Here is a 15,105-nt window from a genome sequence, read left to right on the forward strand (position 1 = left end):
TTCCTTTTATAATCAAATTATTTTATTCTAAATATTATATATAGCAGTTGGGAGGGGAAAAGTCAAGATTGAGGTTGATAGCTGCCGTTTTTGTCAGTCATAAAAAGGAAAAGGAGAAAATATAATATTGTCATGGCTGGAAATATCCGTTAGACTAAGAGCAGTCGAACAAAACTTGACTCACGGAGGAAACCATGCCAGGAACAGATATATCCGAAAAAAATCCTCTTCACGTATCCGAAGTGGATGATAATTTAAAAGAATTAAGCCCCCACGGCTCCTTTGAGCTGCCGGTGGAGACGTACACGGGGGACTGTGAGATCTTCCATGCGCTGTATGACCACTGGCACAGTGAGATGGAGATCATGTATATTGAGAAAGGCAGCGGTTTTGCCAGACTGAACCGGGAGAGTATCCGGTTGAAAAAGGGAGATATCCTGATCGTAAACTGCGGGGTTCTTCACAGTATGCGGACAGATTTAAACAATCCTCTCTATTATAAAAGTGTGGTGTTTGGCCTGGGATTTTTGGCCGGGCAGCCGGGAGATATCTGCCAGGAATGTGTGGTCTCCCCTCTGATGGAAAACAGGGCAGAATTCTGTCATCATATAGAAGAAGGCGATTCCGGGTATGAGAAGCTTAAAGAGATTTTTATGGAGATCCATACCTGCCATACAAAGAAGAAACCGTACTTTTATGTGAAGCTGAAAATGCTGTTCTTTGATTTCTTTTACGAGATGCTGACGAAACATTATATCATTCCGGTAAGCACAGAGCAGAATAAAAGCCTTGCGGCAGTGAAGGAGGTTCTGGATCATATCAGTCTTCATTATCAAGAAAACCTTACGGTTTCGGAACTTTCCGGGCTGTCCAATTACAGCGAGTATTATTTTATGAAGCTTTTCCGCCAGTATACGGGAAAAACCCTGGTGGAATATATCAATGATTTCCGTATGGAGAAGGCGAAATATCTTCTTACCCATTCGGACGCACCGGTGACGGAGATTGCCATGAACGTGGGATTTAACAGTACAAGCTATTTTATCAAGAAATTTCAGCAGGCCAATGAGGTTTCTCCACATAGGTACAGAAAGAGCATGCGGCAGTCAGTCTGACAAATATTTTGTATATCATGACAGGATTGTTATATTTTTGCATTGCATCACATGATATCCTAATATCATCAAAAACAAAGCAAACAACCTTGTAAAAACACATTTCATCCCATAAAGATCCATGAAAGGAGATCAAAAATGGAAACATTAAGCAAAGTATTCGAAGACAAATATAACAAAAATGTAAAAGACTGTACAAACGAGGAAATCTATCACGGACTTCTCTCCTGGACAAAGGAGCAGCTGAAAGGCCGCGGATATCAGGAAGGAAAAAAGAAGATTTATTATATTTCCGCAGAGTTCCTTATTGGTAAACTTCTCTCCAACAACCTGATCAATCTCGGTGTTTATGACGAAGTTTCCAAATATCTCAAAGAAAACGGAAAAGAGCTTTCCATGATCGAGGAGATCGAGCCGGAGCCATCTCTTGGAAACGGCGGCCTTGGCCGTCTGGCAGCCTGCTTCCTGGATTCCATCGCAACTCTGGGACTTCCGGGAGAAGGAATCGGACTTAATTATCACCTTGGACTTTTCAAACAGGAGTTCAAAGATCATCTTCAGTTTGAGACACCGAACCCTTGGATCGAGCCGGAGAGCTGGCTTACAGATGCAGGCGTTTCCTATTACGTGCCGTTTAAGGGCTTTATGCTGAAATCCACACTGTATGATATTGATGTTGCAGGCTATGAGAACAAAGCGATCAAGCTTCGCCTTTTTGATATTGATATTGCAGATGAGAGCATTGTAGGCGAGGGAATCTCTTTTAATAAGAAGGATCTGCTCCACAACCTGACACTGTTCCTTTATCCGGATGACAGCGATGATGCAGGAAGAAAGCTTCGTATCTATCAGCAGTACTTCATGGTAAGCAATGCGGCACAGCTGATCCTGGATGAGGCAACAGCAAAAGGCTGCAATCTTCATGACCTTGCCGATTACGCAGTGATCCAGATCAACGATACACATCCGAGTATGGTAATTCCGGAGCTTATCCGTCTCCTCACAGAGCGTGGAATCGAGTTCGAGGAGGCATGCGAGATCGTATCTCATGTATGCGCTTATACCAACCATACCATTCTTGCAGAGGCACTTGAGAAATGGCCAATCTCCTATCTTGAGGAGGTTGTTCCGCATCTGATGCCGATCATCCGCAAGCTGGACGAGCGTATCAAAGCAAAATATCCGCAGGAAAATCTTGCCATCATCGACAAGAACGACCTGGTCCACATGGCACATATGGACATCCACTACGGATTTTCCATCAACGGTGTTGCATCCCTTCATACCGATATCCTGAAGGAGACAGAGCTTCATCAGTTCTATGAGATATATCCGGAGAAATTCAATAACAAGACAAACGGAATCACCTTCCGCAGATGGCTCCTTCACTGCAACCATCCGCTGACAGAGTACATCACCTCCATGATCGGTGACGGCTTCCGCAAGGATTCCTTTGAGCTTGACAAGATGCTTGGCTTCAAGGGAAATCAGGACGTTCTTGCAAATATCCTTAAGATCAAGCAGGATGCAAAGAAGAGATGTGCGGAGTTTATCAAAGCTAATACAGGTGAGGAGATCAACACACACAGTGTTTATGATATCCAGATCAAACGTCTTCATGAGTACAAACGTCAGCAGCTGAACGCACTTTATATCATCGACCGTTACCTGAAGATCAAGGCAGGTGAGAAGCCGCAGCGCCCGGTAACCTTTATCTTTGGTGCAAAGGCAGCTCCTGCATACGTTATCGCAAAGGATATTATCCACCTGCTCCTCTGCTTACAGGAGCTTATCAACAATGATCCGGAGGTTTCCCCGTACATGAAGGTTGTTATGGTGGAAAACTACAACGTAAGTGCAGCAGAGAAGCTGATCCCTGCCTGCGATATCTCCGAGCAGATATCTCTTGCTTCCAAAGAGGCCAGCGGAACAGGAAATATGAAGTTCATGCTCAATGGTGCTGTAACACTGGGAACCATGGATGGTGCAAATGTGGAGATCAGCCAGCTGGTAGGTAAGGATAACATCTATATCTTTGGTGAGTCCAGTGAGCAGGTTATCGAACACTATGAAAAGGCTGACTACTGCTCCAGAGATTTCTATGAGAAAGACGAGCGCATTCGTCGTGCAGTAGACTTTATCGTAGGAAACGAGCTTCTTTCCATTGGAAGTGAGGAGCATTTAAGAAGACTGCATCATGAGATCGTAAGCAAAGACTGGTTCATGACTCTTCTTGACTTCGAGGATTATGCGAAGGTGAAAGATCAGGCATTGTCCGATTATGAGGACAGAACCGCATGGGCAGAAAAAATGCTTGTAAACATCGGAAAAGCAGGATACTTCTCTTCAGACAGAACGATTGAGGAGTACAACAGAGATATCTGGCATCTGACAGCTGAGAAATAAAACGGTCTCAGCCAGGGTGTTCCGGCGTGTATGTGAAATAGAAAAATAGAGAAACACCGGCATTCAGCGTAAGTTGCTGAATGACCGGTGTTTCTCTATGAAATTAGATAAGTGGATGCTTCAGGCTTTTCCATGCTTAAACGCCATCATCATTTCCTTGGTAAGGCTGATATTGTCGCCCTCATCAGGAATATCTTCCCGGTTAAACCAGGAGGCCATGGAAAGTTCGTTGTGGTCTACAGTGAGAGTATCGTCACCGTCCAGATCGCAGTAGAAGCCGAACAGAAGAGTTCCGGAGAAGGACCATGGCTGGCTCTTGTAGTAGCGGAGATTTTTGACTTTTACGCCGATTTCTTCCATAACTTCACGGTGAACGGTCTCCTCGATGGTCTCACCAATCTCTGCAAAGCCTGCGATCATGGCGTAGCGGGTGTGGTTGCGGCCTTCATATTTGGAAAGGATTAGCTTGTCACCATTGGTAACACCCACGATTACAGCCGGGGAAAGTACCGGATATTCTCCGTTTCCGCAGGCTGGGCAGATCATCTTACGCTCTGCCTTATCATGTACCATCGGTTTGCCGCAACAGCCGCAGAAACGGCGTTTGCTGTACCACTGGAAAAGCTGGTATCCGGTGATTCCCGCAAATGCCAGATACTGTGGTTCAGCTGTACGGAGTACGCGGGTGATCTCAAACTGATAATCCGGCAGAAGACTGGTATCCAGATCCGGGATCAGGTAAAAATGTTCCTCGTCAACAGAGAAGAGATAGATATAATTTTCATACAGATTCCCGACTTTTCCCTCCAGCTCACCAAAGCTTGGAAGAGTCATGGTCTCGCCGTCTTTTTTCATAAGGATCTTACCCTCTTCATAGGCGAGGATGTGGCTTGATTTATCCGGAGCCACAGGTTTGTATTCGTTGTGATAGGTATGCGGTGCGATATCCTGGATCATGATCGATAATTCCTTTCCGAAGTTATTGTTTTTCAGTGTTTTCTGATAAGTTTTGCCGTATAAAATACAGCACGCTTTCTACAGTATAAGCTTACCGATGAAAAAAGGCAACCTTCCTTTTCTTAAGAGAAAAATCTGATAAAGTTTATGAAAATTGTGTAAATCCCATTGCCTGAGATCAAGAGAGAAGTGTAAGATAAGAGTATTACATAACGCACAGAAGGAGAACCTAACATTATGCCAACAACAGAAAAGCCGGGCCTGACCCGGGATGCCATTAAGTATCTGGCGATTTTTACCATGCTTTTGAACCATATTGCCAATGTACTTCTGCCGGAAAACACAATTCTCTGGGAAGTACTGGTGGATATTGGTTATTTTACAGCCATCACCATGTGTTATTTCCTTGTGGAAGGTTTCTATTATACCCATTCCAGAAGAAAATATGGCGAAAGACTTCTGATCTTTGCCGGAATCTCTCAGGTTCCCTATATGATGGCTTTCGGATTTTCCCAGCTGAATATGATTTTTACATTGTTTATCTGTTTTATGATCCTGGTGATTCAGGAAAAAATGATGGCAAGTCCATGGAGAGTTCCGCTATTGATCCTGCTTCTTTTACTGTCCGTTTTTTCGGACTGGGCGATTCTGGCGCCGGTTTTTACCATCTGGTTTTACGCAGGCTGGGGGAACCGGAAAAAGATGATAACCGCTTATGGAGTCGGTGCGATTCTTTTTGTGCTGTTTAATTACGGCTCCTATGCAGAAAAAATGGCGTCTGGCCCGGCGATGGTCCATGCATTGCTGTCTGCAGTTGGAATTGTAGTGTCGGGAATTATTATCCTGAACTTCTATAATGGAAAAAAATCCGAGAAAGCACCGAAGTTTTCCAAGTGGTTTTTCTATATTTTTTATCCGGCCCATCTGCTGATCTTAAGTATAGTCCGGATTATGGTACAGTAAGAAATAAGATAAAATTTTCTCAACATTTATAACCGGATAGATTGCCGAAAATAAACTCCATATCCACATAAAACATAGTAATTCTGTAAGAAAACAGAAAAATAACGGAAAAACTCTTGAAAACCGAAAAATTATCTGCTATGCTAACTGACATGACAAAGGCGTCTGGAAATTAAGTTTCCAGGCGCTTTTTGCGTTGCAGAAATAAGTGAGGGAATCGAGGAGGAAAGGATTATGAATGCAGGAGATACTGGCTTTATGCTGATCTGTACAGCCTTTGTGTTCTTTATGACACCTGGGCTTGCGTTTTTCTACGGAGGACTGGTCCGCAGAAAAAATGTGGTAAATACCATGATGGCCTGTGGGGCGATCATGGGACTGTCTGTTGTTATGTGGACATTGTTTGGATATTCGCTGGCATTTGGTGGAAACCATGGCGGGATCATCGGAGATCTGAGATGGTTTGCGCTGAACGGTGTAGGCTGGGAGCCGGGACCTTATGCGGATACGATCCCACATCTGGTATTTGTGGCGTTCCAGATGATGTTTGCCATGATCACACCGGCGCTGATCACCGGTGCCGTAGTTGGAAGAATGCGTTTTAAGGCACTGTTTTTCTTTGTTGCGATCTGGTCTTTGATTGTGTATTATCCGATGGCACATATGGTCTGGGGAGACGGCGGATTTTTGGCAGCCATCGGTTCTGTGGATTTTGCAGGTGGAAACGTGGTACATATCAGTTCTGGTGTCAGTGCGCTGGTTCTTGCCATTTATCTGGGACAGAGACGTGGCTATGCAAAAGCAACCTATCGTACACACAACATTCCATTTGTATTTCTCGGAGCAGCCATGTTGTGGTTTGGCTGGTTTGGATTTAATGCAGGAAGTGCCCTGAAAGCAGACGGTCTTGCAGCGCATGCTTTTATGACCAGCAGTATTTCTTCTGCCTGTGCACTTCTGACCTGGATGCTGATCGAGGTGATCCGTGAGGGAAAACCGACGCTGGTGGGTGCCTCCACAGGTCTTGTAATTGGTCTGGTAGCGATCACACCGGGGGCTGGTTTTGTACCGGTGTGGGCATCCTTTATCATTGGAATCCTGGTAAGCCCGATCTGTTACTTTACGGTGATCCTTCTGAAACAGAAACTGAAGATTGACGATGCGCTGGATGCTTTTGGCTGCCATGGTATCGGTGGTATCTGGGGCGGAATCGCCACAGGACTTTTCGGAAAATCTTCTGTTAATTCCGTTGCAAAATGGGATGGCCTGGTGTTTGGCGATTACCGGCTGTTTCTGGCACAGGTCTTAAGTATTGTGATTACCATTGCGGTTGCTATTGTGGGAACTCTGATCTGTATCGGAATCGTGCGGATCTTTACACCCCTTCGTGTAGATCCGAAGGAAGAACTGGTTGGTCTGGATGCAACCCAGCATGGCGAGAATGCATATCCGTCATTCAATGGATTTGACTGATCATAAGAAAAGAATTTTTTATGGCAATGATCGTGCGAAAATGGAGGAAATCGTATGCTTATAAAAATAGAAGCAATTGTAAGAGAAGAAAAAATGGAAGATGTCAAAGCCGCATTAAATGAGATCCAGGTAAACGGTTTTACCGTGACCCAGATCATGGGATGTGGAACCCAGCGTGGTTACACAGAATATGTCCGTGGTTCCAAGATCGATGTATTTCTGAAACCGAAGATCAAATTTGAGATCGTGGTATCTTCAGAGGACTGGGAGATCAAAGTCATTGATGCCGTGCAGAAAGCCGCCTTTACCGGCGATCCCGGCGATGGAAAGATATTCAGCTATGAGATCCGAAACGCCGTCCGCATCCGTACCGGCGAGACCGGATACGATGCGCTGCAGTCGGAATTCCTGTAAATTGTTTCATTAATATGTAAATGATGTGTGAAAGAGTCCTTCGGGAAGTCACAGGGATATCAGGAGATATGACCTTGAGACTTTTCGGAGGACTTTTTTACCACAGATTTAACAATAGCCTTACGCTGATTTGATGAAAAATATCATGTGGCCGGTATAATATATAAGATGTACACGAAAACTGAAAATAACAGATAAGGCAAAAATGACAAAAAAGAAATCAAAGAAAAAAATAAGTAAAAAACAGAAATCCATGAAAGAAGGATTCACACAGGCCAAAGAGGCGCAGAAGAAGGAAAATCCCAAAAAGGATGATCCGGCTCAGAAATCAGAGCAGAGCAAAGTTATGGATTCAACGGAACTGGAAAATCAGAAGCTGGCAGCAGAAAAAACAGCAGCTATCGCAAGCTACATCAAAGATCCGGACTACCGTCTCCGCTGCAAGGCAGCTATTGATATCCTTATGGCAAAACTGAAGATGATCAATGCGGAACTTTCCGGGCAGAAAAAACGTACCGTGATCAGTCAGATTACCAGTCGGATCAAAAGCGCGGAGAGCATTTACGCAAAACTTCTGAAAAAAGGACTGGAACCGGATTTCGAGACAGCCAGGAAAAATCTGAAAGATCTCATCGGCATCCGCGTGGTCTGTCCTTTTGAGGATGAACTTTACCAGGTGGCAGAATTCTTGGAAATGCAGAAAGATATCGAGATTGTCCGGATCAAGGATTATATCAGAAATCCAAAGAAAAACGGCTACAAAAGTCTGCATCTCATCATAAAAGTTCCCATCTATTCTGCAGAAGGCGAGCAGAAAGAACTGGTGGAAATACAGCTTCGGACCATTGCAATGGATTACTGGTCTGTGTTAGAATATGAATTGTATTATAAAAAAAGAGACAATGCGGAAATTGAAGCAGAATTAAAAAAATATGCAGAAGAAATTGCAAATCTGGATTACAGAATGCTGAAATTACGAAATAAGATCGAGAAGATCGTATACAAAGAAACGAATTAATCAGCGGATTCAGATTGCGAATATCCGCATCAGACAGGGAGGAATTTATGGAAACATTAAGATCCAAAAAAGGATTTATCTGCGATATGGATGGTGTGATCTACCACGGAAACAAACTTCTTGACGGAGTAAAGGAATTTGTGGAATGGCTTCAGAGAGAAGAGAAGAGCTTTCTGTTCCTTACCAACGCAAGCAGCCGTTCCCCGAGAGAACTTCATGAGAAGCTTCTCCGTATGGGACTGGATGTTGGAGAAGAACATTTTTATACCAGTGCACTTGCAACTGCCAAGTTCCTGCAGAGCCAGGCTCCGGGATGCAGCGCTTATGTAATCGGAGATCATGGCCTTTACAATGCTCTGTATGATGCAGGGATCACCATCGATGATGTTTCCCCGGACTATGTAGTTGTAGGTGAGACGACCACATACGGATATGAGCATATCTTACGTGCCATGAACCTGGTAAACAAAGGTGCCAAGCTCATTGCAACCAACACAGACATTACAGGTCCTATCGAAGGCGGAATCGCACCGGCCTGCCGTGCATTTGTGGCACCTATCGAGGCAACCACAGGCAAACAGGCATACTATGTCGGCAAGCCAAACCCTCTGATGATGCGTACCGGACTTCGTATTTTGGGCGTACATTCCAATGAAGCCGTAATGATCGGTGACCGTATGGATACCGATGTGATTGCCGGTATTGAGACAGGCCTTGACACAGTTCTTGTACTTTCCGGTGTATCCACAAGAGAAACCGTAGACAAATTCCCGTACAGACCGCGCCTGATCCTCAACGGGGTAGGAGACATCCCGACGCTGGAGAAATAAAAGATGTTTACGCATGAGATTATAAGCTAAACTTTATAAGAATAGAAAACGGAGAATTCCCGAAAGAAAAGTTCAGGAATTCTCCGTTTTTATTCATAGTTATAATGACGAACAGCTTATGAAAAACAGCATCAGCTGCAAAGATGACATCTCTCACATGCAGACGGTGTGGCCGCGCAGCCGCCAAGAGCAGTCTCACGAAGCTCGGCAGGAAGCTTTTTGCCCACGGTATACATGGTATCGATCATCTCATCCAGCGGGATAAACTGAGTGATACCTGCCAGAGACATTTCCGCCGCGATAAGGGCATTGGAAACACCGGCTGCGTTACGGTTCTGACACGGATATTCCACCAGGCCGCCGACCGGATCACATACCAGGCCCAGCATATTCATGAGAACCGTGGAAGCAGCATACGTACACTGCAACGGCGTACCGCCAAGAAGTTCCACAGCAGCAGAAGCAGCCATTGCGGAAGCGATTCCAACCTCAGCCTGGCATCCGCCTACGGCACCGGCGACAGTTGCGTTACGCATGGCAAGATAGCCGATGGCACCTGCATTAAAAAGTGCCTGGCGGATCGTTTCATCAGAAAATTCGTAAACTTCCTGAAGGGCAAGCATCAGTCCGGGAACGATCCCCGCACTGCCGGCAGTAGGAGAAGCAACGATAAGGCCCATGGAAGCGTTGGTTTCCAGAGTAGCCATAGCGTAGGTAATACTTCTTGAGAGGACATTGCCGCAGAGACTTTTTCCCTGGAACTGAAATTCGTAGAGCTTCCGGGATTCACCGCCGATAAGGCCGCCCATAGACTTTACCGGATTTTTGATCGGGGAAAAAGCAGCGTCCTTCATGATCTCCAGAACCTTGTCCATGCGCTGATCCACGATTTTGGCAGAGGTCTCGCCGAGGAGGATCTCACGCTGACGCATGACCTCGGAAATTGGAAGATTTTTTTCCTGGCAGAGAGCAAGGAGTTCTTTTGCATTTTTAAAATCCATGAAATGTTTCCTCCTTTTCCCTACATCTGGACAACCATGACGTCATGGATGTTGGTGTTCTGGTGAATGCTTTCTACGATATCTTCCGGAAGATGGCCGTCGGATTCCACAATGGTGTAGGCGGTGGTTCCCTTGGATTCACGGAAAAGACGCATGAAAGCAATGTTAATGTTACGTTCACTTAAGCATCTGGTGATGTAAGCCACAACACCAGGGGTATCCTGATGGATCACGATGATGGCGCTGTATTCGCCGGTGAAATCCACTTTTACGTGGTTGATCTCCACAATGCGGACTTTGCCTCCGCCAAGAGATTCGCCCCGGACCGTCATTTCCTGGCCCTGGTCATTGACCATATGGATATCTACTGTGTTGGGATGCACATCCGTTTCCACTTCATTGGGGGTAAAGGAAAAGTCAATTCCATTATCCGTGGCAATGTCAAAAGAATTCCGGATACGCATATCATCGGTGGAAAAGCCCATGATCCCGCCGAGGAGGGCACGGTCTGTACCGTGGCCTTTATATGTTCTGGCGAAGGATCCGTAAAGGGTGAACTCCACTTTTTTCAGGGGCGGCGTGATCATCTTCTGGGCAAGAAAAGCGATCCGCGCCGCACCTGCGGTATGAGAACTGGAAGGACCGATCATATTCGGGCCCATAACGTCAAATACGCTGATAAAAGACATTTTTCTTAATTCTCCTGTGGTGTTTTTACAATAAATTTCTTATAAATGGTATCAACGATTACGCCGATGGCATTGTCGCCGGATACGTTACAGGCAGTTCCGAAGGAATCCTGTGTAATGTAAAGGGCAACCATAATAGCGCAGATAGCGCCGTCCGGATCACCGGCTTCGGCTCCGAATACCATGTAAAGAAACGGAAGGGCAGTCATGATGGAACCACCTGGAGCACCCGGGGATGCGACCATGGCAACACCAAGAGTCATGATAAACGGAACAACAGTTCCGAGGCTGATAGGCAGCTGGTTCATAAGACAGACTGCTGTTGCACAGGCTGTGATGGTGATCATGGAACCGGCCATGTGGATGTTTGCACAGAGCGGAACTACGAAGTTACGGATCTGCTCGCATACACCGTCATTTTTTGCACATTCCAGGTTGACCGGAATGGTAGCTGCGGAAGACTGGGTTCCAAGAGCTGTGGTATATCCCGGGATCTGGTTTTTGATCAGGGTAAAAGGATTCTTCTTGCTTACAGTACCTGCGATCAAGAACTGGATCGTAATGCAGATCAGATGCATGATGATTACAACAAGGAACACTTTCCAGAGGATGCTTAAGATAGCAAATGTTTTTCCGGAAATAGTCATATCTGTGAAAGTTCCGCAGATGTAAAGCGGAAGCAGCGGGATGATAATGGTATGAAGGACTTTGTCAATGATCTTGGAAAAGTCGCTCATTCCATTATAAAGGCTGTTTCCCATCTCTTTTCCACGCATGGAAGAGAGACAGAGGCCCATCACAAAGGCAAGGGCAACTGCGGAAAGGGTATCCATGACAGGGCTCAGGGTAATACTGAAATACGGTGTCAGGGATGCATCAGCAGTAGCCGCGATCTGGTCCAGTGCACCTTCACTCATAAAGTGAGGGAACAGGTTGGATGACACCAGATAGGATGCGGAACCTGCGATCAGAGTGGAGCCATATGCCAGAGCCACTGTGATCAGAAGAAGCTTGCCTGCACCCTGTGAAAGATCTGCAATACCCATGGTCACATAGGCAAGGATCATCAGCGGGATGACAAATTTTAAAAAGGTACTGAAAAATCCGGAAAGGGTTACAACAAAGCGACAGAAGCCTTCCGGAAGGAACTGGCCGAACAGGATACCTACGATGATGGCAATGATCAGCTTCGGAACCAGTCCGATCTTGATTTTTTTCTTTTCCATTTGGATTCTTTCCTCCTAAGTATGAAAATATGTGGTTGCCTGGCAAATTCCAAAAGTTTTGGTGAATTTGCACAAAAATACGATTGACGTCTTCGTGATTGTATTGTAACATTGATATAATAATAAGGCAAATTCACAGATTTCATCATCACGATGAAAAATTTTCATAGAAAAAGGGAGAAAAATCATGGAAATCCGTCAGTTGGAGACGTTTGTACATGTGGCACAACTTCAGAGCTTTTCAAGGGCAGCAGAAGTTCTGGGATACTCCCAGTCAGCCATCACAGTCCAGATCCGTCTCCTGGAAAATGAACTGGAAACCCGGCTTTTTGACAGAACTGGAAAGCGCGTGCTGCTTACTCCGTCCGGAAAAGAATTTCTGGAACATGCAAGCCGGATCTTATATGATGTAAATAAAGCAAAAAAATCAATGAATGATGATGCGGAACTGAAAAATCCACTGCATATCGGAACGATAGAATCCCTCTGTACAGCCAAGCTTCCTTCAGTCTTAGGTAAGTTCCGCGAGTTTCACCCAAAAGTCAGTCTGCAGGTGACCATCGACACACCGGAGCAGCTGATCCGGATGATGGAGCATAACGGTCTGGACTTAATCTACATACTGGATACCCCGAGGTGGGATCAGAACTGGGTGAAAGTTATGGAGAAGGCGGAGCCGGTAGTGTTTGTGGCATCCGCGGATTCAGAGTTTGCGGGAAAGACGTTAAAGATGGAAGATATCCTAGAAGAGCCTTTTTTCCTTACAGAAAAGAACGCCAATTATCGCCAGGCCCTGGATCAGCAGCTGGCTCTTAAGAAGCAGGCGCTGTCCCCGGTGCTGGAGATCAGTGACACCGCTTTTATCATCCGCATGCTGGAAAAAAATCACGGACTTTCTTTCTTGCCATACCTGGCTGTGGAGCGGGATATCCGGAAAGGACGGATCGCCCTTTTACATGTGGAAGACGTGGAGATATCCATGTACCGGCAGATCTTTTACCATAAGAATAAATTTAAGACAAGAGAGATGGAAGAATTTATCCGTCTGGCGGCAGAGTGATCTGCCGCTTTTTTCTCTTGCGGGCGGAAGCAGTAAACTGGCAGCAGGAACAAAACAGCTGAAATCCGGAAGCAGCACACTGGTAAGCGGAATGGAAAATCTGAAATCCGGAAGTGCCGCACTGTCAGAGGAAACCGGCAGTCTGAAGTCAGGAGCTGCACAGCTGGAAAGCGGAGCGGGCTGTCTGCTCTTGTAATCCGTTTCAAAATGTGGCACTATAAAAGAAAAACACAGGAGAGAGAAAAATGGACTTTATTGAAGAAGCAAAAAAACTGGGATTTTCCGATGCTGCAGTGATGGACACGGATAAACTGGTATTTGTGCCGGAATACCGTGTTTTCTGTGAGGAGAATGCCTGCGGCAATTATGACAAAAATCCTGCCTGTCCACCGGAAAGCGGAACTGTGGAAGAAATGAAAGAGCGTGCCCTGAATTACGAAAAAACCCTGGTGCTTCAGACAACCCAGGACAGTCTTATGGACTACAAAAAGGCAAAACTCGCTCATAACAGACTGACCGAACAGCTGGCGGAGAAGATGAAAGAGTCCGGAAAAACAGATCTTCTGATTATGAGCGCCGGACCATACAAGCATAATTCCTGTATGTCTGCCTATTGTGTGGATGCGCAGAAGATGGCAGATGCTGTGGGAATGCAGTGCTGGACCAATGATGGAAAGTTCCGGTATTTTTCGCAGATTCTTTTTCGAGAGTAGAGTAGCGCATTTTTATACATTTTTGTATAAAAACTGGACATATTGTCAGGAAAAGGGTAAATTTATTTTGAAATGATCAAACAGGAGGAAAACCAGAATGGAGAAATCAACAGTTTATTTCACTGATTTTCGTTGTCCGGTAGGAACCAGCCAGCTGGACAAACTGAAAAAACTCTGTGTTGCCGCAGGAATCAAAGATATCGATATGGATGGAAAATTCGTAGCCATCAAGATGCATTTCGGAGAGCTTGGAAATATGGCATTCCTTCGTCCGAACTATGCAAAGGTAGTCGCAGATCTTTGTAAGGAGCAGGGCGGAATGCCGTTCCTGACAGATTGTAATACTCTTTATCCGGGAAGCAGAAAGAATGCACTGGAGCATCTGGACTGTGCAAATCTTAACGGATTTAACACGATCACAACCGGATGCCAGATCATCATCGGTGACGGAGTTCGAGGAACCGATGAAGTAGAAGTTCCGGTAGTAAACGGAGAATACTGCAAAACTGCCCTGATCGGACATGCTATCATGGACGCAGATATTTTTATCAGTCTCAGCCATTTCAAGGGACATGAGACAACCGGCTTTGGCGGTGCTCTGAAGAATATCGGTATGGGATGCGGAAGCCGTGCCGGAAAAATGCAGCAGCATGCCAGCGGAAAGCCGGCCATCCATGAAGATGTCTGTCGTGGCTGCCGCCGTTGTGCGAAAGAGTGCGGAAGTGATGCGATTACATATATAAACAAGAAAGCAGTTATCGATTACGATAAATGCAAAGGCTGTGGCCGCTGTATCGGGGCCTGCAGCTATGATGCCGTATACAATCCGAATAGCAGTGCAAACGAGCTTCTTGACCGCAAGATGGCAGAGTATGCACAGGCTGTCTGTCACGGACGTCCCCATTTCCATATTGCACTGGTACAGGATATCAGCCCTAACTGTGACTGCCATGGTGAAAATGATGCGCCGATCCTTCCGGATATCGGAATGTTCGCAAGCTTTGACCCGGTTGCACTGGATCAGGCCTGTGCAGATGCCTGCCTGAAGGCAACACCGATCGCCAACAGCCAGCTTGGAGAGCATCTGGCAGAGCCGGGATGGCACTGCCATCATGACCACTTTAAGGATTCCAATCCGAATATTGAGTGGAAGGCAACTCTGGATCAGGCAGAAAAGATTGGCCTTGGAACCAGAGAGTATGAGCTGAAGACAATTAAATAAGTGGGAAAATAAATCTCA

The 15,105-nt window shown here is 45.7% G+C and carries 15 protein-coding genes; 11 read left to right on the forward strand and 4 right to left on the reverse strand.

Annotated features, from left to right (window positions below; translation table 11 throughout):
• Positions 1-194 precede the first annotated feature (194 nt).
• Both G5B06_RS01155 and glgP read left to right on the forward strand, forming a co-directional pair.
• A complete protein-coding gene (locus G5B06_RS01155; RefSeq protein ID WP_148444913.1) occupies positions 195-1,115 on the forward strand; it encodes an AraC family transcriptional regulator in 921 nt (306 codons plus the stop codon).
• Positions 1,116-1,253: 138 nt separating this feature from the next.
• Positions 1,254-3,521 (forward strand): glycogen/starch/alpha-glucan family phosphorylase, encoded by a 2,268-nt coding sequence (gene glgP / locus G5B06_RS01160; RefSeq protein WP_173761859.1) that lies wholly within the window; start codon positions 1,254-1,256, stop codon positions 3,519-3,521.
• Between the two features lie 120 nt (positions 3,522-3,641).
• On the opposite strand, the gene nudC is transcribed toward glgP, so the two are convergent.
• A complete protein-coding gene (gene nudC, locus G5B06_RS01165) occupies positions 3,642-4,478 on the reverse strand; it encodes an NAD(+) diphosphatase (RefSeq protein WP_173761860.1) in 837 nt (278 codons plus the stop codon).
• Positions 4,479-4,715: 237 nt separating this feature from the next.
• Here nudC and G5B06_RS01170 point away from each other — a divergent pair, with 237 nt between their 5' ends.
• From G5B06_RS01170 to G5B06_RS01190, 5 genes are all read left to right on the forward strand, one after another.
• On the forward strand, positions 4,716-5,441 hold the full coding sequence (locus tag G5B06_RS01170; RefSeq protein ID WP_244092718.1) for a TraX family protein: 726 nt from the start codon (positions 4,716-4,718) through the stop codon (positions 5,439-5,441).
• 234 nt (positions 5,442-5,675) lie between these two features.
• Positions 5,676-6,914, forward strand: a complete 1,239-nt coding sequence (locus G5B06_RS01175; RefSeq protein WP_148444910.1) for an ammonium transporter — start codon at positions 5,676-5,678, stop codon at positions 6,912-6,914.
• A 54-nt stretch (positions 6,915-6,968) separates the two neighbouring features.
• The gene (locus tag G5B06_RS01180; protein ID WP_015527276.1) at positions 6,969-7,328 is read left to right on the forward strand and encodes a P-II family nitrogen regulator; all 360 of its coding nucleotides are present in this window, start codon (positions 6,969-6,971) and stop codon (positions 7,326-7,328) included.
• 205 nt (positions 7,329-7,533) lie between these two features.
• Positions 7,534-8,346: a GTP pyrophosphokinase gene (locus G5B06_RS01185; protein ID WP_244092719.1), complete on the forward strand. Its 813-nt coding sequence runs from the start codon at positions 7,534-7,536 to the stop codon at positions 8,344-8,346.
• A 47-nt stretch (positions 8,347-8,393) separates the two neighbouring features.
• Entirely contained in the window at positions 8,394-9,176 is a 783-nt protein-coding gene (locus G5B06_RS01190; protein WP_173761861.1) for an HAD-IIA family hydrolase, read from the forward strand.
• Between the two features lie 131 nt (positions 9,177-9,307).
• Here G5B06_RS01190 and sdaAA read toward each other — a convergent pair whose 3' ends face one another.
• Genes sdaAA through G5B06_RS01205 form a run of 3 tightly spaced genes read right to left on the reverse strand, consistent with a single transcriptional unit; the run spans position 9,308 to position 12,092 of the window.
• On the reverse strand, positions 9,308-10,177 hold the full coding sequence (gene sdaAA, locus G5B06_RS01195) for an L-serine ammonia-lyase, iron-sulfur-dependent, subunit alpha (RefSeq protein ID WP_173761862.1): 870 nt from the start codon (positions 10,175-10,177) through the stop codon (positions 9,308-9,310).
• A gap of 20 nt (positions 10,178-10,197) precedes the next feature.
• Positions 10,198-10,866, reverse strand: a complete 669-nt coding sequence (gene sdaAB, locus G5B06_RS01200; RefSeq protein ID WP_173771160.1) for an L-serine ammonia-lyase, iron-sulfur-dependent subunit beta — start codon at positions 10,864-10,866, stop codon at positions 10,198-10,200.
• A 5-nt stretch (positions 10,867-10,871) separates the two neighbouring features.
• Positions 10,872-12,092 carry a dicarboxylate/amino acid:cation symporter gene (locus tag G5B06_RS01205; RefSeq protein ID WP_173761864.1) on the reverse strand — a complete coding sequence of 407 codons (1,221 nt, stop codon included), beginning with the start codon at positions 12,090-12,092 and terminating at the stop codon, positions 10,872-10,874.
• Between the two features lie 187 nt (positions 12,093-12,279).
• Here G5B06_RS01205 and G5B06_RS01210 point away from each other — a divergent pair, with 187 nt between their 5' ends.
• From G5B06_RS01210 to G5B06_RS01225, 4 genes are all read left to right on the forward strand, one after another.
• Complete coding sequence (locus G5B06_RS01210) at positions 12,280-13,152, forward strand: LysR family transcriptional regulator (RefSeq protein WP_173761865.1); 873 nt, start codon at positions 12,280-12,282, stop codon at positions 13,150-13,152.
• Positions 13,049-13,348 (forward strand): hypothetical protein, encoded by a 300-nt coding sequence (locus tag G5B06_RS19730; RefSeq protein WP_148444904.1) that lies wholly within the window; start codon positions 13,049-13,051, stop codon positions 13,346-13,348. The genes G5B06_RS01210 and G5B06_RS19730 overlap by 104 nt, the downstream gene beginning before the upstream one ends.
• A gap of 49 nt (positions 13,349-13,397) precedes the next feature.
• On the forward strand, positions 13,398-13,865 hold the full coding sequence (locus G5B06_RS01220) for a DUF2284 domain-containing protein (RefSeq protein WP_148444903.1): 468 nt from the start codon (positions 13,398-13,400) through the stop codon (positions 13,863-13,865).
• Between the two features lie 97 nt (positions 13,866-13,962).
• Positions 13,963-15,087, forward strand: a complete 1,125-nt coding sequence (locus tag G5B06_RS01225; RefSeq protein ID WP_173761866.1) for a DUF362 domain-containing protein — start codon at positions 13,963-13,965, stop codon at positions 15,085-15,087.
• Positions 15,088-15,105: the final 18 nt, after the last annotated feature.

The sequence above is a fragment of the Blautia luti genome (assembly GCF_013304735.1).
In the GTDB taxonomy this organism is placed as follows: domain Bacteria; phylum Bacillota; class Clostridia; order Lachnospirales; family Lachnospiraceae; genus Blautia_A.